The organism is Pelodictyon luteolum, from assembly GCF_001622165.1.
GTDB classification, from domain to species: domain Bacteria; phylum Bacteroidota; class Chlorobiia; order Chlorobiales; family Chlorobiaceae; genus Chlorobium; species Chlorobium luteolum_B.
This window is the reverse complement of record NZ_LVWG01000036.1, coordinates 58036-75852: the sequence shown is the minus strand read 5'-3', so window position 1 is coordinate 75852 and position 17817 is coordinate 58036. Positions and strand designations below refer to the sequence as shown.

Sequence of the window (17817 nt, the reverse complement as noted above, 5' to 3'; positions counted from 1 at the left end):
AATGATCATCCGCCGTATTGCAGTCGCCATAGACTGCTCACCGCATAGCATGGCTTCACTCAAGGCCGCAAGGGAACTGGCCGAACGCTTGCAGGCCGACATCCAGGGCATCTTCGTTGAAGATTCCAACCTGTTCCGTCTCGCAGAACTTCCGTTCAGCTGTGAGATCCGCCCCTACAATCAGGAACCCCGGGTAATCGAGCCCGCAGAACTTGAACGGGCCGTGCGAAGGCAGGCACAAAAAGCCGAGTCAGCCCTCCTGGCCGCTATCGAAAATTCGACGCTCCGCCATTCATTCATAACCCGGCGGGGTCTTGTACCCGAAGAAGTGGTGGCGGCAGCTCTGGAGAGTGACCTGTTGGTACTCGGCAGAAGCGGCAAGTCGCCCACCTGCCGCAGGGGCCTGGGCTCAACCGCACAAAAGGCACTCGTTGAAGGCAAAAAACCGCTGCTCATCATGCGTCATGGAATCTCAGCAACAGAGGAGCCATGCCTGGCACTCTACGATGGGTCTGAAGGAGCTGAAAAGGCGCTGCAGGCTGCTCTTTTCCTGACACCGCCCGAAGCACTGCTGCACGTCCTCATCCTCGAGAATGATCCCGAAGAAGCATGGAGAATGGAGACGTCGATACGGGAGCAGGAGCCCGAAAGAGCGGACGCAATGGAGTTCCATCACCTGGCGGGAGAGGATGCCAAAACGATTGCGCGATTCATCCGCATGCTCGACTCGGGGCTCGTGGTCCTCTGTGATGAGATGCGGATGGCAAAGGAAGATATTCGGGAACTCGTCAGCGTGCTGGACTATCCGATCCTCCTGGTATAGGATTGAACGGCATCCTAAAAGCTAGAGCAGGATACGTTCCATAAGAATGGCCGCTGATACGGCTGCATTGAGCGACTCGACCTTCGCCGCTCCCCTGCCGTGAGGGATCTTCACCAGACGGTCCGCCAGAGCGATCACGCCGGGCCCCACGCCGTTGGCCTCGTTGCCGATGACGAGCACGATCCTTTCCGGCCACGCCCCCCCGCTCCTGAAATCCACTCCGTCAAGTGATGAACAGATGACCGCGAACCCCGCTTTCTGCAGCTGACCGAGCGCCTCCGGGAGATTCCCTGTACGGGTATGGGGCATGCCGAGCAGGCTGCCGGCTGATGAGCGAACGGTTTTAGTGTTGTAAAAGTCGACCGTTCCCGGTCCCGCAAGCAGTCCGTCCGCCCCGAGCCACGCAGCTGTACGGAGAATCGTACCGACATTGCCGGGATCCTGCAGTTCGTCGAGCGCCACGAGAATCGCCTGACCGGGATACGAGCGTTCATGCGGAAAAGGAAATACCGGCTGACGGAACACACCGAGCACGCCCTGGGGGGAACTGGTGCCGGCAACCCGGGTAAAATCGTCCTCTGAGGCAAGAAAGAGGGCTCCACTGTAGAGGGATGACTCAGGAAAGAGAGCAAGCCCTTCAGAAGTGCAGACAAGACAGTCGAGGGTATCAGGATCGGTCATCTGCCCGAGCAGCTCGCGCACCGTTCGAAGCCCTTCGGCAAGAAACAGTCCTTCCCGATCACGGTATTTGCGTTGCTGGAGCCGGGCGAGGCGTTTGAGAAGAGCGCGGCTCACTTCCGGCACAGTGCGGTTCTTCACGGCTTTCTCCCTGCCCTCTGGAGCCCAGCCATCACCGAGGCGGGATCGTGGGAAAAGTCAGAGGGCATGGTGCCGCCCCCGCGGGAGAGTGCGTCGCAGTCGAGGTCAACGGAAAAGCCGCACTCTTCATTTTCACCCGAACCGCCCATGGACCGGCCGATATACTCCTGAAAGCCCTCCCTGTCAAGCGAGAAGGACTCAAGATTGAGACGGGAGGAAGCCGGGGATGTGCTCTGAGTGCATCGGCAGGCGCCGCCCAGGAACTCCTCGTCAGAAGCATAGCCCTCGAACCGCTCGCGCATCACCGGATCCTGCATCGCCCTCTTCCGGCGGGCTGAAACGGACTCCACCGCATGGCGGGCTCCAAGCAGCAGACGAACCGAGAACAGCATTCCGGCAAGTGAAATGGCGACGGCAAGCACAAGAACAGAGAAATCCGGGGGGAAGGCGGAGGCAAGAAGCGCCAGTTCCGCAGCAGCAAGACCGAGGGAGACGGAAAAAAGCAGCAAGGCAAACAGACGATCGTTCATAAGAGCATCAAAAAAAAGATGGCGGAGAGTCCCTGGAGGAATTCCAGGTACTATAACACACGAAATGAAAATGTACGCCTTATTCGCTATTATCCCATACTGCGCCGCCATCCGGGCGACGTATCGGAACCCCTGAAGGACACTGGAGAGTATGGCCCGAGACCACACCACAACAAAAAAGCACCCGGAACTGATTGCCCCGGCAGGCAGCCACACCGCAATGCAGGCCGCCTTGAAGGCGGGGGCGGATGCAGTGTATTTCGGCACCGAGGGCTGCAACATGCGTGCCGGCAGCGAAAGCTTCCTGCCCACAGACTTCCCCGCCATCCGCAAGCTGGCCGACAGCTATGGAGCCAGAGCCTACCTCACGCTGAATACCACGGTCTACGACAGCGAGCTGCCGATGATCAACAGCTACGTCGCCGCCGCGAAATCGGCAGGGCTCGATGCCGTCATCTGCTGGGACATGGCGGTCATTGACGCCTGCCGGAAAGAAAGCATGCCGTTCCATCTCTCGACACAGGCTTCAATCAGCAATACCAACGCCATCCGGCACTTTGCCGCACTTGGCGCAACCATGATCGTCCCCGCCCGCGAGCTCACCCTGCAGCAGGTACAACGGCTTACCGCCATGGTCGAAGAGGAACAGCTTCCGCTGAAGATCGAGTGCTTCGTGCACGGGGCGATGTGCGTCGCCGTCTCAGGCCGCTGCTTCCTATCGCAGGAGCTGTTCGGCAGGTCGGCGAACCGGGGGGAATGCGTACAGCCCTGCAGAAGAAGCTATATCGTCACCGACCCGGAAGAGGGTGTCAGCCTCGAACTCGGCAGCGACTACGTCATGAGCCCGAAGGACCTCTCGGCCGTAGAGTTTCTCGACCGGCTGATGGATGCCGGCATCGGGGCGTTCAAGATCGAGGGCAGAAGCCGCAGCCCCGAATACGTTCAGACTGTGACGTCTGCTTACCGCAGGGCGCTCGACTGCTGCATCAGTGATCGCAGCAGCCCTGGTTTCAGAGCACGCTACAGCACACTCACGGCCGGACTCAAACAGGAACTCAGAACGGTCTACAACCGGGGATTTTCCGACGGGTTCTACTTCGGCCGGCCGCTTGACGCCTGGGCGAAGTCCTACGGGTCGCAGGCACTTGAACGAAAAACCTATCTCGGCAAGGTGGTGAAATACTATCCAAAGGCGGGAGTAGCTGAAATCCTGATCCAGGCAGGCAAGCTTACGGCGGGGGGAAAACTCTCGATACAGGGCCCCGTCACCGGCGTGGAAACCTTCACTCCTGAAAGCTTCCGCACCAATGACGTGGAAGGCTCACCCACTGCGTCCAAGGGCGACACCATCACCCTGCAATGCCGAAAAGTCCGGAAACACGACGCCGTCTACCTGCTGGAAGAACGGCGTTGAGACTCCAGAGGGAGGGGAAGCTTAGAGGATCTCGACCAGTTCGATCTCGAAGGTAAGCTCCTGGCCTGCAAGCGGGTGGTTGGCATCAAGCGTCACCGCATCCTCTTTCAGGTCCACGATCATCACAATCGCCTGCTGACCATCGGCAAGCCCTACCTGCAGCTGCTGGCCGATTTCAAGCTCCATGTCCGGCGGGAAGCGATCACGCTGCACGTCAGTCACCAGTTCCACGCTATGCGGCCCGTATGCCTCCTCGACCGGAATGACCTGCACCTTCACCTCACCCGGCGCCATATTGATCACCGCGCTGTCGAATCCCGCAATGACCTGCCCGCCGCCAACGGTGAATTCCAGCGGATCACGGTCCGCAGAGGTATCGAACACCGAACCGTCGCTGAGGGTGCCGGTATAATGTACTTTTACTTTATCTCCTGTTTTGGCCTGTGCCATAGTCGCGTCCTCCTTTTTGTACCGCTTGCGGTCATGTTGAAAATATGATCAGAACCCTTACGCGGCCTTCAGCATCTGGAATCACCGGCACTGCTCCTGACAAAAAGCGAAGCTAGCCAAAAAAGCGCAAACATCACATTTTTTTATCCCCCGAAGGCAGTCGAGCCTGCCTGGTCCATCTCCATGCGGACTCTCGGCAGCCCTCCAGGGTAGTTCTCCCTGATGAAGCCGATCATCTCTTCGCGGACGAGGCAGCGCAGTTCCCAGGCATCCGAAGAATTTCTGGCACTCATGAGTGCACGGACCTCAAGCGAACGGTCTGTCGTGTTCGTCACATGCATCCTCACCACCCTTTTGTCCCAGAGCGGGGAGGAAGAGACGATACGCTCCAGCTGGCGACGCAGATCCTCGATGGGGATGGCATAATCGACATAAAAGAATACCGTTCCGAGCAGTTCAGCAGAAACCCTCGACCAGTTCTCGAACGGCTGATCAATGAAGCGGGTTATGGGGACAATGAGACGACGCTGGTCCCATATGTTCACAACCACGTAGGTAAGGGTGATTTCCTCAATCTTTCCCCACTCTTTCTCCACAACGACCACATCATCGATGCTTATAGGTTGTGTGATGGCGATCTGCACGCCGGCAATGAGGGTGGCAAGGCTTTTCTGGGCGGCAAAACCCATGATGACACCGGCGATGCCGGCAGAAGCAAGGATGCTGACCCCGACCTGGCGGACCGTGTCGAAGGTCATGAGGACGGAGGAAAGGGCAAGAACGACCAGAACCACGTTGAGAATCTTGCGGGCCAGGCTGGCATGGGTTGCCACCCTGCGTCTTGCCGCGCTGTTTTCAAGGGTTTTCGACTCGTAGTGGAGCATGACGAACCGTTCGAGAACCACGAACATGCGCATCATGAACCATGCCGAGGAGATGATGGCGAGAATGAGAAGCAGGTGGCGGAGCACCGGAAACAGCCCGTCGGGCAACGGCAGGTACTTGAGAAGAAGCGATATGCCGGCAAGTTCGACAAGCAGTCGGAACGGAGGGGCGACCAGCTCAACCGGCAGCCCCGTCCCCTTGACCGAGCGGCGGACCTTACGGACAACGCGCCCGAAAACCGTGTTCGCCCCGAAATAGAGAAGAATGGCGGAAAGGGCCAGCAAGGCCGGCATGAGGTAGCCTCCTCCCTGCAGAACCGACCAACTCTTCAGAGCACCATCCATAGGCCTATCCTTTCATCCGGTCGAATTCGCTCTTTGAGCGGCTGACGCAGTCTTCGATGGCCATGCCACCGAAATAGTTTCCCGACAGGCCGAGACCTTTGACGTCTTTGAGCATGGAGTCAGTTTTTTCGAGCCACTGGCGGTGGCCGAGGCGGAGCGAAGGCACCGTGTTCGTCTTTACGTTGATATGCTCCATTTTGGCCATCGGAATGCCGAGCACCTCCATGATGCGGGTCTTCTTCTGCTTCTCAGGAAGGCCCGGCCTGAAATGGAACGAGAAACCCCTGAAATGATCGTCCGGTACGGTATCGCGAGAAACAACCGAATAGAACACGTCGTCGGGGGAAATCAGCGCGGCTACCGGCTTGAGGGCCACCACGTCCTTGCGGACAATGACGCCGATGGAGTCGACTTCAGCAGCTTTGAGGACCGAAAGGTGCCCCGACAGCTCCGGAGCCACTCCTTCAAGCAGCTTCGAGGAGACAGCCGACGGCGTAGCCAGCACAAGGCTCGCGGCAGCATATTCCGCTCCACTCGCGGTAGTGACCCGGTAGCGTCCGCCCTCATTGCGAACAAGGGTGACTTCGCTGTCCGTGGCAACGGTGATGCCCTTCCGGCCGGCAATCGCCCGGGCGACACTCTGGAGGCCATCGCGGAAAGTATAGTTCTTCAGTACGTCTTTGCGTTTCGGGCGGCTCTTGAACATCATATCGGCTGGAAAGTCGTCGGTGGGCTGCGAGGGAACCGCATTGAAGAAATGGCGGATCACTTCGTCGTAGTTCCTTTTACCGACGATTTTCTCATAGTAGGAGCGGACGCTCTGATCATCTTTTTTGAGTTTGAAGAGGTTCGGTGCCGAGACCAGTAGTTCGCCGATATGGAGCGAAGAAACGAGGGACTTCACCTTGCCGTCAATGAAGAGCGAGAACGGCACCTTCGCCCTGGGGGTGATCTCCCCCATCATGCCGCAGGCTTCTACGATGCCGAGCAGGTTCTGGTAGGAGCTGTAGCAGGTGTGTGCGCCCATCTCAAGCCAGAACGACTTCCTGCCGATCTCGTACCGGGGGGAAGCGAATGAGCCGCCCGCTTCGGAACCCTGCTCAAGCAGAAGAGGCTGCATGCCGGCCTCCGCACAATAAAACGCCATGCTCAGGCCGCTGATGCCGCCTCCAACAATCACTACATCATATTCCATCATGGGTTGTCCAGGGAGTTTCAGAAAAACCATTTTAAAAAGAGTCATCGGGGAAAAGGAAAGGCCTTTCCCGCCTGGAGGGACGGTCCCGCCACCCCGCTCAATTTAGCGAAATCAGCCAAGAAAACACCACCCTAATTCCGGCAGTCCGGACGCCCCCTGATGCGCTAACGCTCAATCGCCTGTCCGAGCACGTTGCCCTCACGGTAGTGGGCCGAGTATCGCACATAGTTCTCGGGCGACTCCTCGATGTTCCGCCTCTCCTCCTCGGTGATCGGGCGCATCACCTTGGCAGGCACGCCGGCGACCAGCATCCCTGAAGGCACCCGGAACCCCTGGCGCACGAGCGCCCCGGCAGCAACGATTGACCAGGGCTCCACAACGCAGTCGTCAAGCAGGGTGGCACCCATGCCGATCAGCACATAGTCCTCGACCGTACAGGCATGCAGGGTCGCACCGTGACCGATGGTGACGTTGCTTCCGATCTCAAGCGGTCCGGTATCATGGGTCACGTGCAGCGTCACGTTGTCCTGCACGCTCGTGCGCTCCCCGATACGGATGGGGCAGACGTCCCCGCGTACCACCGCATTGAACCAGAGGCTCGAATCCGCCCCGATCTTCACATCCCCGATCACATACGAACCGTCAGTCATGAAAACCGTTTCATGCACCTCCGGCCATACCCCTTTGTACGGCATCACCTTGCCCATAATAAACCTCTTGGAACTTGCTGGTTGGAAAAATACCGGCGCCCGTTCGTCCAACTGCGCCCACTACCAAAGTACACAATCTTCTGGGGAAAAGTCTTGCCCCTTGCCGCCCGAGTCCGTATTTTCATTCAAACATGCTCTGCTGAGCTGACGCGCCTTGAACCATTGAACCACACACTGAACGATGGCAATACAACCTGACGAAAAATACTGCACCGAATGCGGAGCGCAGATCAACCGGAAAGCTGAAATATGCCCGAAATGCGGCGTTCGACAGACCCCGGCCCCATTCACCTCAAGCCTCGGAGCGATTGCACCGAACGGCAGGAGCCGGCTCGCCGCTGCCCTCTTCGCACTCTTTCTCGGCAGCCTCGGCATCCACAAGTTCTATCTCGGCAGCATCGGCTGGGGCATCATGTACATCCTCTTCTGCTGGACCGGCATACCCACCATCGCCGGATTCATTGAGGGAGTCCTCCTGCTCATCATGAGTGAAGAGTCGTTCAACATGAAATACGGCGGCAGCTGAAGCGGCCGCAGAGCGGAACAAAGGCGGGATTTATTTGTACATTGATCCATGACGCGGATTCCCGGGGGGAACCCGGCAACAGCAACACATCCCATTCCATGAGCGCAACCCTCAGCTGCACCGGACTGCAGAAAGCCTACAACAAGCACCTGGTCGTCAGGGACTCGAACATCGCAGTCAGCCAGGGCGAGATCGTGGGGCTGCTCGGACCGAACGGCGCAGGCAAGACAACCACATTCTACATGATTGTCGGCCTCGTCCGTCCCGACCGGGGCGACGTGTTCCTCGACAGCCGAAACATCACAAAAGAGCCGATGTACAAACGTGCACGGCTCGGGATCGGCTACCTCCCGCAGGAGGCATCCGTCTTCCGGAACATGACCGTCGAAGAGAACATACTCGCCGTGCTGGAGTTCACCGACATGCCGAAATCGCAGCGGCAGGAAAAAACCGACATGATGCTCGAGGACCTCGGCATTTCCGCCATCCGCAAAAGCATGGGCTACGCGCTCTCCGGCGGTGAGAGGCGCAGGACGGAAATCGCCCGCGCCCTGGCGCTTGATCCGAAGTTCATCCTCTTCGACGAGCCCTTTGCCGGCGTCGATCCGATCGCGGTCGAGGACATCCAGCAGATCGTAGAAGGCCTGGTGAAACGCAACATCGGCGTCCTCATCACCGACCACAATGTGCACGAAACGCTCTCCATCACGAACCACGCCTACCTGCTCTTCGATGGAAGCCTCTTCATGCACGGCACTCCGGAAGAGATCGCCAACCATCCGGAAGTGAGACGAATGTACCTCGGCGAAAAATTCAGTCTTGAGCGGTACTGAAACATCCCCGCACCCCATGATTGCCGAACATCTCCTTTTCCAATCCGACGGCGGGTTCATCCGCATTCCCATATGGGGGCACATCCCCCTTTCGGGACCACTGAAAAAGATCATCTCGCACCCCTCGTTTCTCCGCCTGAAGGGCATCCGCCAGCTCTCGTTCTCCCAGCAGGTCTATCCGGGAGCCACCCATACCCGTTTCGAGCACTCCATCGGGGTCTACCACCTGATGAAGCTGATCCTGCAGCGCATGCTGACCAACCCCCTGGCCCTCAGCCTGCAGGGAGAAACGTTCCATTTCGACGACCACAACTGCCGACTGCTGCTGGCCGCAAGCCTCCTGCACGACATCGGCCATTACCCGCACGCCCACATCATCGAGGACCAGATCCCCGTGGCCGACGGCGAGCCGGTGTTTTCTCATCACGAGGACCTCTGCGGCCACTTCATCCACGAAGAGCACCCCGGCATGCCGACGATCGCCGAGATCCTCCTTGAAGACTGGAAGGTATCGCCAGAGGCCGTTATCACCCTGATCAAAGATGGGGCCGGCAACCGGTTCGGCAAGCTCATCAGCGGCACGCTTGATCCCGACAAGATGGACTATCTGATGCGCGATGCGCATCACTGCAACATCCCGTACGGCAGCATCGACATTGAGCGGCTGATTGAATCGTTCGTTCCCGACCCCCTGCGCGAACGGTTCGCCATCACCGAAAAAGGCATAGCTCCGCTCGAGAGCCTCATGTTCGCCAAATACATGATGATGCGCAACGTCTACTGGCACCATACCAGCCGTGCGCTCTCGGCCATGCTCCGCCGCCTGCTCCAGGACATCGCATCCCTGGGGCTCATGGCACCGCAAACACTCCGCGAACTCTTCTATGGCAACGCCGACGACCGGGTACTGCATGAACTCCGCGAGCTGCTTGGCAGAAAGAGCCACCCGCTGCAGGCTCTGCTTCAGGACATCATCATGCGCAGGGTCTACAAGCGCGCCATCACCGTGCAGCCCTACATCAAGGAGTCTGGGGAAGCAGATGAACGGTGGTTCGCCTACAACGGCGACAGCGACGTCCGCCGCCAGATGGAGCAGCAGATATGCAGGTTCCTGAACGAACGCCACAACCTCTCGCTTGCCGGCCACGAGGTGCTCATAGACCCGCCCTCGAAAAAAGACATCTTCGACTACGCCGACCTTCGAGAACTGCGCGTTTACCCCACCCGCTCCGAGCACGTGCATTACTCGCTCGAGCTTGAAGGAGAGTATATCCGCTTCGACGATCTCAACGAGTCGGTCTTCAGCTCAGACTTCATCCTTGCTTTCGAGCGATACACGAAAAAGTTCCGCCTCCTCTGCCGCCCCGACCTCACCCGCTACATCGTTGCCGCACGCGAGGAGATCATGGCGATGATGCCACGCTGAAGGGGAACGGCAAAAATCCTTATATTGTTGCAAGTTAAATAACAACACACAGAGCCACGTTCACCTCATAACCCATCAGGCCATGGTACAGCAGCAGGATAAATTCTACAAAGGGATGTTTTTTGGAGCAGTCCTCGGTGCAGCAGGCGGAACCATCATGGGGCTTCTCTTCGCACCCAACAAGGGCAGTGAAACCCAGCAGATCCTCTCAGGAAAGCTGAAACACGCGCTTGAAAAAGCCTCGGAACTCTATGAAGGGGATGAAGAGGGCGAACTCTACAGCAATGACGCAAAGAAACGCTCGCAGGAGATCATCGACACCGCACGCCAGGAAGCCCGCAAGATTCTTGATGAGGCAAACAGCATCATCCGCGAGATCAAGGGTCATCCAAAAGTCGGGGAGAACTGAGACATGCTGAGCTGGATCGGCGTCAATACGGAAAACGACGGAAATACCAGGAAAAGCGTGCTCCTTCTGCACGCTTTTCCACTTTCCGGGGCGATGTGGCACCCTCAGCTGCGGGCCCTGGAAAAGGAAGGATACCTCGCAGTGGCCCCGAATGCATGGGGCATAGAAGGCTCCCCGGAGCGGAGCGGATGGACTTTTGATGAGTACGCAGACGAACTCGTCCTGCTTATGGACAGTCTCAGCATAAGCGAAGCCACCGTTCTCGGTCTCTCGATGGGAGGCTATCAGGCGTTTGCGCTCCAGAAACGGCACCCAAAGAGGGTCCGCTCCCTTGTCCTCGCCGACACCCGTCCCGAGGCGGACGCACCGGAAGCGGCTGCGGCACGCGCCGACTTCATTGCCGGAGTCGAAAAACACGGAGCCGGGGAAGCAGTGAAACGGATGGTGCCGAACTATTTTACGAAAGGAGCACCCGAAAGGCTGCTGAAAGAGGCGGCCGAGATGATTGCTGTTCAGCCGGCAAGTGCCATCACCTCCGCCATGCGGGCAATCATGCAGCGTAGCGACAGCACGGCGATGCAGAGCCGCATCAACTGCCCGACGATGGTGATCTGCGGAGAACACGACACCCTCACCCCGCCCGAAACCGCCAAAGCGATGGCCCGGGCCATACCCGGAGCAACACTTGAAATCATAGCCGCAGCGGGCCATATCTCGAACCTTGAGCAGCCCGAAGCCTTCAACAAAGCACTCTTCGCCCACCTCACCGGCCTCCCCTCCTGAGGCCGGGGACACTGAACTCCTAAACCTCCAGAGAGTCGATCAGGGAGAAGAAGTTAGGAAAGGACACGCCGGCCACTTCCCGGTCGGACAGCACGATATCTTCACCGCACGCTTTCGAGGCCACGGCGAAACTCATTGCGATGCGGTGATCATCATAGCACTCCACCTCGACCGGTCCTGCAGGACGCTCCCTCCGCCCCGTCACGCTGAGCCCCGCGGGTTCCTGATGGCACTCGAACCCGAGCCGCTCCAGGTTCATGGCGAGCGCCTCGATGCGGTCACTCTCTTTCGTCCGAAGCTCTGCTGCGTTTGTAAGCTCGAAGCGCTCGGTTGCAAAAGAGGAAAGCACACCGAGCATCGGAAGTTCATCAATCGCAATGGCCACCTCCTGCGGGTCGCTGATGACAAGCGGCTCCATGTCCCGACTGCCATCGACCAGAATATCGCCGATGGATTCACCACCGACCGTCCTGCGGTTTTCGATTGTAACGGCAGCACCCGAACGGATGAGGATATCGAGAAATGCCGCCCGTGTCGGGTTCAGGCAGACGTCGCGGATCATGATTTCAGAACCCCTGCCGAGAAGGCCGAGCGCGACGATGAAACACGCAGCAGAGGGATCGGCCGGGATCTGGAAGGGCCGGGCATCTAACTGCCGACGCCCCGGAACCACAATGACCCTCTCATTGTTTTCAATTCGTGGTTCAAGGCCGAGCATCAGTTCAGTGTGGTCACGCGACAGCAGCGGTTCGTAGATGCGAGTCTCACCCTCGGCATGCAGACCGGCGAATGCCACCAGCGACTTCACCTGTGCCGAAGCGACCGGAAGGCGGTACGATATTGCGCGGAGGTCTTTCGTACCGGTGATGACGACCGGCGCCGTACCGACCGGCGAGAGCGACACCCCGGCACCCATCTGCATAAGGGGATCTGCTATCCGGCGCATGGGGCGCTTCAAGAGTGAAGCATCACCGACCAGCTCGCTTTGGAACGGCTGGCCGGCAAGAATGCCCGAGAACATGCGCATGGTGCTTCCCGAGTTGTTGCACTGGAGCGGTGCAGAGGGCGGGGTGAAACTCCAAAGCCCTTTCGACTGGATTACCACCCGGCGAACGGCTGCCCCCCAGGGCCCCGGCACCTCTTCCTGTCGTACCGGTATGCCGCAGGCCTGGAGCACGCCGAGGGTCGACTGATTGTCGAATCCTGCCGAGAAGTTCATGATTTCGGTCTCACCGTCCGAAAGGGAGGCAATCAGGGCCGCGCGGTGGGAAATCGACTTGTCAGGAGGAAGCGAGGTGACCTCGCCCTTGAAAACGCTCATGAGTCAAACGGGTAAGTAAGTGGCGAAAAAAAAGCAGCCCCCGAAAGGAGCTGCTGCGAGCATTGCTGACTTCAACAAGCCTCGATTACGAGTTGCGTTCTTCGTTCGCACGCTGCGCTCTGCGCTTGCTGCGAGACCGTTTCAAACGACCGTCAACCGAAGGTTTGACAAAGTATGCGTTCTGGCGAAACTCCTTCAAAACACCTGCGCGTTCGTACTTCTTCTTGAAGCGCTTCAGCATCTTGTCGATAGATTCATTATCGTTCATCTGCACACTGACCAATGAAATTCACCCCCTTGCAAGAGACGGGTTTACCGTCGTAATTTCGTTTTGATTAAATCCGTAATGCTGTCGGAGCTCTTTTCCTTGGCAGGGGTCAGCTGCACGTTTTCAAGGAGCTGCTTCCTTCCGCTCTTACAGAATTCAACAATAATCACATAGGCACCGCTTCCGGTAGCCTGTTTTTCCCGCACCACACCCACCTCGTCAAGCGACTGGTGGTAGAGCGCGTCGCCGGTAGCATAAATGCCGTGCGGCGAATAAATCTGGCAATCCTCAGCACTGAGTTCCTCGGGGCTCAGTTCACGGTCGATCTGTATCTGCCACTCCTGCAGAAGATGCACCTGATTGCACTGCATGCAGCGGATCCAGTACTGGTTCTCTGCTGCTGGAACCGGCGTTTCGGCAATCTTCTTCTTCCCGCTCCGCTCTTTTTTTACCGTCGGCGGAAGCAGGAGATCGTCCTCTCTCGGTTTGTCGCTCGGCATCCACTCCCCGACAAAAGCTTTCTCGGTCACCTGACCGCACCCGTCACAATAACAGGGCTTGATCTTCCCGTCCAATATGAACTGTCTTTTTCTGGACTCGACCTTCATTGCATAAACATATTGCTCGGTTATTGCGTTCCTCGGGTGAACTGCAGGAAGTATCTGCCATAGCTGGTACTGTCACTGACATGGCATCAGGCGCCGGACAGGGCCGGACTGAAACCGGACTTTGCAGGACTGCCTAGTTAAGGAAATACTGCCAAAAAAACAACCCGATAATTTCCCGCGCCCTCATTTATGGGTCAAGGCGTCTATAAGATCTGATTTCGTAAGGAGTTGTAATTTCCCATCAAGCATACTGATAAGCACGCCCGAGGCATTCTGCTGGAGTTTTTCCGACAGCTCCGAAATAGCAGCGTCCGGCTGGCACACCGGGAAGGGGGGCTCCATGAACCCCACGACCTTCGAATTCATCGCCTCATCGTTCTCGATGAGGATGGATAGGATGCGGTTCTCACTGATGCTGCCGATGGGTGCATTGTATGAAACGATCGGCAGCTGCGACACATCGTTCTGCTTCATCATCTCGAACACTTCTGCAAGGGTGTTTTCGGGATAGGCCACGATCAGGTCGCGCTGCGCCTTGAGGCGGAGGATGTCTTCTGCCGTAATCTGCTCAAGAGAGGATTTTTCCCTGCGATAGAATCCGTGCTGCCGCATCCACTCGTCGCGGTACATCTTGCTGAGGCTGTAACCGCCGAAGTCGCTGAGCAGCGCCACAACCGTGGCATCGGGACCAAGGCCGGAGGCCGCATTGAGAGCCGCCAACATGACAGCGCCGGAAGCGCTCCCGGCAAATACCGCCTCGGAGCGGAGCAGTTCGCGCCCACAGTTCATTGCGTCTGCGTCCGATACCTGCACGACCTCGTCGATAAGCGAAGGATCCCAGAACGCAGGCGGCGTTGCTGCTCCGATTTCCTCAAGTTCAGAAAATGCGGCCGGGCCCGGCACCCCGTTCTTGAGAAGACCGGCAAATACCGAACCAACGGGCTCAACCCCGATTACGCGGATCGCCGGGTCCTTTGATTTAAGGAACGACCCGATTCCCGAAGCCATGGCCGCGGAGCTGAGTGGAACAAACACGTGGGTGATTGAACCGTCCGTCTGGCTGAAGATCTCAGGGCCGGTGGAGTCACGATGCACCTCGAAGTTGAGAGGGTGGTCGTACATGCCGGCAAAAAAGGCGTTCGGGAGGTTCCTGACCAGGCTTTCGGCCACGTTCATGCAGCTTCGCGCCTCGCCCGGCAGGGCATCCGACGGGGTAATGACCAGTTCGGCGCCAAGGGCCCGCAGCACCTCCTGTTTTTCGCGTGAGATCTTGTCGGGAGCAATCAGCAGCAGCTTGTAACCGCGGCTCGCACCGGCCATAGCCAGGGCGATGCCGCTGTTGCCGTAGGTCCAGTCAACAAGCGTCATGCCGGGGTGGATGAGATTCTTTTCCTCTGCATCGCGCACCACCGCCGCCGCCACCCGGTAGTAGTGTGAGCAGGCGGGGTTCATGTACTCGAGCTTCGCCATGACCTTCGCCTGCATCTGGCGCGGCATCTGGCGAAGGAGCACCATCGGGGTCTCTGTCTTGAGTCCGAGGATATCGTTGTTCGGCATCGGCATGCTGTCGAGAGTAGTGGTTGCAGGAGGGAAAGAGGCCCCTTCCCGGTAGTCAGATAAAAATATACAAAACCTCTGAACGAACAGTCTTGATTCAGCGGCAAAGCACCGCTGCATGCTCCAAGGTACTCAAATTATTCCTTTGTTCAGTCAGCCGGCGCCAACAGCCCCGCTCAGACGCTGCTGAAAATCAGCATTATTTTTAATACTTTGCAACAAATCCAGTAAACCGAAGTGCCACGCCCCGCCTATGCACCCCGACGCACCCGAACCCATGGCTGAAGCCCTCATCTCGCTTCAGCACCTGCAAGAGAATGCCCGGCTCATCAGCAAAAAGGCCGGAGTTCCGCTTATGGCCGTCGTGAAGGCGAACGCTTACGGGCACGGCGCACGGGAGGTTTCCCGTGCTCTTCTGGCTGAAGGCATAGAGCATTTCGGGGTTGCCAACATCCACGAAGCAATCGAGCTCAGGGCCGGCGGCTCGCTGCCGAGGCCGGCCGCCATCCTCTCTTTTGCATCCCCCCTTCCCTCCCAGATACCATCCTACCTGCAGCACGGCATAGAGATGACCGTCTGCGACCCGGCAACCCTCCGGGCGGCCGAGGCTGCGGCATCGGGAACCGGCACCACCATCGGCATCCATCTCAAGGTTGACACCGGCATGGGACGGCTCGGCCTCCCTCCTGCCGAAGCCCTCAGAGTCCTGCAGGAACTCCCGCACTGCCCGCATGTCGAGCTGAAGGGCATATACACCCACTTCGCCGACAGTTCGGGCGACAGGGCATTCACCCGAAAGCAGCTCGAGGCATTCAGAGCTTTCAGCGGAGAGTACGAGCATGCGACAGGCCGCCGGGTCCTGAAACACGCAGCCAACAGCGGCGCCATCCTCTCTGAACCGGATGCAATGCTCGACATGGTCCGCCCCGGCATCCTCCTCTACGGCTGCCACCCCTCAAGCGATACCCGGGAGCGGCTGGAGGTGCAGCCGGTCATGCAGGTGGAAGCCAGAGTCGTTTTCCTGAAAACCGTCACGGCCGGCACCACCATCAGCTACAACCGTACCTGGAAGGCGCCGGGCACAAGAAAAATCGCCACCATAGCGGCCGGGTACGCCGACGGCTACCACCGCTCGCTGTCAGGGAAAGCCACCGTCAGCATCAACGGCACCGCGTACCCGCAGATCGGCACCGTCACGATGGACCAGATCATGATCGACCTCGGAGCCGAAAGCGATGTCAGGGTCGGCGACCGTGCCGTGCTCTTCGGATGGGATGGAATGAGGGCGGAGGAACTTGCCTCACGGGCAGGCACCATCAGCTATGAGCTCCTATCGGCCGTTTCATCGCGCGTCCTGCGCTCTCTTGTCTAAAGAGAACCCGGAGACGCACCGCCATACCCGCATGGCATGTCCATCGAGACAGCCGGGAGAGCAATCCCCTCGCTCCGAAACAGTAAACATCTCCTTCACTTCTGAACGATGCCAATAAAAAGGATAGTAGCGTCAATTTCTTATCTTGATTAAAAAGTAAGATCCCCCTCCTGCATGAATCCGTTCGAACGACTTTCAGAAAAGTTGAGCCTGACCAGAGCGGAAGTCGTCGCAGTCTCGACTCTTCTGGCGTTTCTGGTGTTCGGAGGCATCCTCCGGACCATGGACGCCGTAGAACTGGAATCAGATGCCGTCCGGAAGGCTGATGCAGCGGTTTTCAGCGACACGGAGGCCGACAGCCTGATCATGCTCGCAAGGCTCGATGAAGACCGTGTGGATGAGGCGGTGAGGGAAAGCATCGCCCTCGAGAAAAGCCCCGGCGGTTTCGAACCAGCGCCCGGCCGGGCGAAAAAGAAACCCTTCACGGGAACCGTTTCATTCAGAAGCGCCACGAGCACTGAACTGCAGCAGATCCCGGGTGTCGGACCGGTTATGGCGGGGCGGCTCATCGACTTCAGAACGGAGCACCATGGACACATCGAGTCCTATGATACGCTCCTTGAGGTAAAGGGTATCGGCAAGAAAAAACTTGAAATCCTCAAAAAGCATCTGAGCATCGACCAATGACGAGAAGCATCGTAGCCTGCGCAGTCGATGCTGCTGAAAGCAGCATCGTCCGGCTTAAAACAAGCGGAGGTGACGGATTCATCCTCACTGAGTGCAGGACCGTTCCAGCCGGCTTCGCCCTCATCACCTCCCCGAAAGGTCAGCGGGTACTGAAAAAACTAGCGGCACATGCCGCCAGATGGTCCGGCGAGCCTCTTTCTCTCTGCATCGCACACGACACCTACCATCCACTTCCCGCATATTTCCCCTTGGACGCAACTGATGAAGAGTGCCGGGGGTACAGCCGCCTTGAAGCATCATACTTTCTTGACGAACCCGGCCAATACGGCTGCGACATCCTGCCATTTGCTGAAGAGGGTGCGGAGGGAGCGCAGGGTAAAAAGCTGCTCATGTTCTGGCCGGAGGCCCCGGCAAGAGGCATTGCCGATGCATTCAGCGCCCGGCATACAATCTCAAGCAACAGCACTCCGCTGAAAACTGCAGTAGGACTATCGAAGATGAAGGAAGGACCAACGGTCCTTCTTGAACTGTCCGGCTCCCATGTATTCCTCGTGGCGGCCTCCTGCGGTGCCATACACCATTTCAGCTACCGCCGGGCGCACAATCAGGATGAAACCGCATATTTCGCCCTGAGGGCGCTGTCGGAAGCCGCGCTTCCACCCGGCACCCCGGTGCAGGTGAGAGGCGCTTTGGCGGACCGGGCAATGGTGGAGCTCATCAGCCGGGAAAGCGATGGCCTGCTGCAGCCGCAGGCGCTGCCCCAGACGGTCTCCATCAGCGGAATGGCGCAGAAAACCCTTCACTCCCCCTCGGCACTGAACGCCATCATGACAGCACTCCTCGTACTGGCGTGA

General features: G+C 58.3%; 20 protein-coding genes. 10 read left to right on the top strand and 10 right to left on the bottom strand.

What is annotated here, in order from left to right; translation table 11 throughout:
* The first annotated feature begins 1 nt into the window (after position 1).
* Positions 2–823, top strand: coding sequence for a universal stress protein (locus A3K90_RS09795; protein ID WP_303682428.1), 822 nt, complete (start codon positions 2–4; stop codon positions 821–823).
* 21 nt (positions 824–844) lie between these two features.
* Here the strand turns inward: A3K90_RS09795 and A3K90_RS09790 are convergent, their stop codons facing one another.
* Together A3K90_RS09790 and A3K90_RS09785 are read right to left on the bottom strand one after the other, a co-directional pair.
* Positions 845–1642: an RNA methyltransferase gene (locus tag A3K90_RS09790; protein WP_303682427.1), complete on the bottom strand. Its 798-nt coding sequence runs from the start codon at positions 1640–1642 to the stop codon at positions 845–847.
* Positions 1639–2172, bottom strand: a complete 534-nt coding sequence (locus A3K90_RS09785; RefSeq protein ID WP_303682426.1) for a hypothetical protein — start codon at positions 2170–2172, stop codon at positions 1639–1641. Before A3K90_RS09785 ends, A3K90_RS09790 begins: the two co-directional genes overlap by 4 nt.
* A gap of 151 nt (positions 2173–2323) precedes the next feature.
* Between A3K90_RS09785 and A3K90_RS09780 the strand changes: the two genes are divergently transcribed.
* Positions 2324–3586, top strand: coding sequence for a peptidase U32 family protein (locus A3K90_RS09780; RefSeq protein WP_303682425.1), 1263 nt, complete (start codon positions 2324–2326; stop codon positions 3584–3586).
* Between the two features lie 21 nt (positions 3587–3607).
* On the opposite strand, the gene A3K90_RS09775 is transcribed toward A3K90_RS09780, so the two are convergent.
* The 4 genes from A3K90_RS09775 to A3K90_RS09760 form a co-directional block, all read right to left on the bottom strand.
* The gene (locus A3K90_RS09775; protein ID WP_303682424.1) at positions 3608–4036 is read right to left on the bottom strand and encodes a peptidylprolyl isomerase; all 429 of its coding nucleotides are present in this window, start codon (positions 4034–4036) and stop codon (positions 3608–3610) included.
* 143 nt (positions 4037–4179) lie between these two features.
* Positions 4180–5265, bottom strand: a complete 1086-nt coding sequence (locus A3K90_RS09770) for a mechanosensitive ion channel family protein (RefSeq protein ID WP_303682423.1) — start codon at positions 5263–5265, stop codon at positions 4180–4182.
* 4 nt (positions 5266–5269) lie between these two features.
* On the bottom strand, positions 5270–6463 hold the full coding sequence (locus A3K90_RS09765) for an NAD(P)/FAD-dependent oxidoreductase (protein ID WP_303682422.1): 1194 nt from the start codon (positions 6461–6463) through the stop codon (positions 5270–5272).
* Positions 6464–6627: 164 nt separating this feature from the next.
* On the bottom strand, positions 6628–7170 hold the full coding sequence (locus A3K90_RS09760) for a gamma carbonic anhydrase family protein (RefSeq protein WP_303682421.1): 543 nt from the start codon (positions 7168–7170) through the stop codon (positions 6628–6630).
* Between the two features lie 184 nt (positions 7171–7354).
* Here A3K90_RS09760 and A3K90_RS09755 point away from each other — a divergent pair, with 184 nt between their 5' ends.
* The 5 genes from A3K90_RS09755 (at position 7355) to A3K90_RS09735 (ending at position 11150) form a co-directional block, all read left to right on the top strand.
* A complete protein-coding gene (locus tag A3K90_RS09755; RefSeq protein ID WP_303682420.1) occupies positions 7355–7699 on the top strand; it encodes a TM2 domain-containing protein in 345 nt (114 codons plus the stop codon).
* Between the two features lie 98 nt (positions 7700–7797).
* A complete protein-coding gene (gene lptB / locus A3K90_RS09750) occupies positions 7798–8532 on the top strand; it encodes an LPS export ABC transporter ATP-binding protein (RefSeq protein ID WP_303682419.1) in 735 nt (244 codons plus the stop codon).
* Positions 8533–8548: 16 nt separating this feature from the next.
* Positions 8549–9958: an HD domain-containing protein gene (locus A3K90_RS09745; RefSeq protein WP_303682418.1), complete on the top strand. Its 1410-nt coding sequence runs from the start codon at positions 8549–8551 to the stop codon at positions 9956–9958.
* 82 nt (positions 9959–10040) lie between these two features.
* Positions 10041–10367 carry a YtxH domain-containing protein gene (locus A3K90_RS09740; protein ID WP_303682417.1) on the top strand — a complete coding sequence of 109 codons (327 nt, stop codon included), beginning with the start codon at positions 10041–10043 and terminating at the stop codon, positions 10365–10367.
* 3 nt (positions 10368–10370) lie between these two features.
* On the top strand, positions 10371–11150 hold the full coding sequence (locus tag A3K90_RS09735; RefSeq protein ID WP_303682416.1) for an alpha/beta fold hydrolase: 780 nt from the start codon (positions 10371–10373) through the stop codon (positions 11148–11150).
* A gap of 19 nt (positions 11151–11169) precedes the next feature.
* Here A3K90_RS09735 and aroA read toward each other — a convergent pair whose 3' ends face one another.
* The 4 genes from aroA to A3K90_RS09715 form a co-directional block, all read right to left on the bottom strand.
* Complete coding sequence (aroA, locus tag A3K90_RS09730; protein WP_303682415.1) at positions 11170–12471, bottom strand: 3-phosphoshikimate 1-carboxyvinyltransferase; 1302 nt, start codon at positions 12469–12471, stop codon at positions 11170–11172.
* An 85-nt stretch (positions 12472–12556) separates the two neighbouring features.
* On the bottom strand, positions 12557–12754 hold the full coding sequence (gene rpsU / locus A3K90_RS09725) for a 30S ribosomal protein S21 (protein ID WP_011357046.1): 198 nt from the start codon (positions 12752–12754) through the stop codon (positions 12557–12559).
* A gap of 29 nt (positions 12755–12783) precedes the next feature.
* The gene (locus A3K90_RS09720; protein WP_303682414.1) at positions 12784–13347 is read right to left on the bottom strand and encodes a hypothetical protein; all 564 of its coding nucleotides are present in this window, start codon (positions 13345–13347) and stop codon (positions 12784–12786) included.
* Positions 13348–13530: 183 nt separating this feature from the next.
* Positions 13531–14904: a pyridoxal-phosphate dependent enzyme gene (locus A3K90_RS09715; protein WP_303682501.1), complete on the bottom strand. Its 1374-nt coding sequence runs from the start codon at positions 14902–14904 to the stop codon at positions 13531–13533.
* Between the two features lie 253 nt (positions 14905–15157).
* On the opposite strand from A3K90_RS09715, the gene alr reads away from it, so the two are divergent.
* The 3 genes from alr (at position 15158) to A3K90_RS09700 (ending at position 17817) form a co-directional block, all read left to right on the top strand.
* Positions 15158–16276 carry an alanine racemase gene (alr, locus tag A3K90_RS09710; protein WP_303682413.1) on the top strand — a complete coding sequence of 373 codons (1119 nt, stop codon included), beginning with the start codon at positions 15158–15160 and terminating at the stop codon, positions 16274–16276.
* 204 nt (positions 16277–16480) lie between these two features.
* Positions 16481–16963, top strand: coding sequence for a helix-hairpin-helix domain-containing protein (locus A3K90_RS09705; protein ID WP_303682412.1), 483 nt, complete (start codon positions 16481–16483; stop codon positions 16961–16963).
* Positions 16960–17817 carry a hypothetical protein gene (locus A3K90_RS09700; protein WP_303682411.1) on the top strand — a complete coding sequence of 286 codons (858 nt, stop codon included), beginning with the start codon at positions 16960–16962 and terminating at the stop codon, positions 17815–17817. The genes A3K90_RS09705 and A3K90_RS09700 overlap by 4 nt, the downstream gene beginning before the upstream one ends.

Coding starts and splice junctions, on each gene's coding strand:
- A3K90_RS09700 (WP_303682411.1), top strand. CDS start 16,960: ATGACGAGAAGCATCGTAGCCTGCGCAGTCGATGCTGCTGAAAGCAGC.
- A3K90_RS09760 (WP_303682421.1), bottom strand. CDS start 7,170: ATGGGCAAGGTGATGCCGTACAAAGGGGTATGGCCGGAGGTGCATGAA.
- A3K90_RS09785 (WP_303682426.1), bottom strand. CDS start 2,172: ATGAACGATCGTCTGTTTGCCTTGCTGCTTTTTTCCGTCTCCCTCGGT.
- aroA (WP_303682415.1), bottom strand. CDS start 12,471: ATGAGCGTTTTCAAGGGCGAGGTCACCTCGCTTCCTCCTGACAAGTCG.
- A3K90_RS09735 (WP_303682416.1), top strand. CDS start 10,371: ATGCTGAGCTGGATCGGCGTCAATACGGAAAACGACGGAAATACCAGG.
- A3K90_RS09765 (WP_303682422.1), bottom strand. CDS start 6,463: ATGATGGAATATGATGTAGTGATTGTTGGAGGCGGCATCAGCGGCCTG.
- A3K90_RS09740 (WP_303682417.1), top strand. CDS start 10,041: ATGGTACAGCAGCAGGATAAATTCTACAAAGGGATGTTTTTTGGAGCA.
- alr (WP_303682413.1), top strand. CDS start 15,158: ATGCACCCCGACGCACCCGAACCCATGGCTGAAGCCCTCATCTCGCTT.
- A3K90_RS09795 (WP_303682428.1), top strand. CDS start 2: ATGATCATCCGCCGTATTGCAGTCGCCATAGACTGCTCACCGCATAGC.
- A3K90_RS09755 (WP_303682420.1), top strand. CDS start 7,355: ATGGCAATACAACCTGACGAAAAATACTGCACCGAATGCGGAGCGCAG.
- A3K90_RS09770 (WP_303682423.1), bottom strand. CDS start 5,265: ATGGATGGTGCTCTGAAGAGTTGGTCGGTTCTGCAGGGAGGAGGCTAC.
- A3K90_RS09780 (WP_303682425.1), top strand. CDS start 2,324: ATGGCCCGAGACCACACCACAACAAAAAAGCACCCGGAACTGATTGCC.
- lptB (WP_303682419.1), top strand. CDS start 7,798: ATGAGCGCAACCCTCAGCTGCACCGGACTGCAGAAAGCCTACAACAAG.
- A3K90_RS09745 (WP_303682418.1), top strand. CDS start 8,549: ATGATTGCCGAACATCTCCTTTTCCAATCCGACGGCGGGTTCATCCGC.
- A3K90_RS09720 (WP_303682414.1), bottom strand. CDS start 13,347: ATGAAGGTCGAGTCCAGAAAAAGACAGTTCATATTGGACGGGAAGATC.
- A3K90_RS09715 (WP_303682501.1), bottom strand. CDS start 14,904: ATGCCGAACAACGATATCCTCGGACTCAAGACAGAGACCCCGATGGTG.
- A3K90_RS09775 (WP_303682424.1), bottom strand. CDS start 4,036: ATGGCACAGGCCAAAACAGGAGATAAAGTAAAAGTACATTATACCGGC.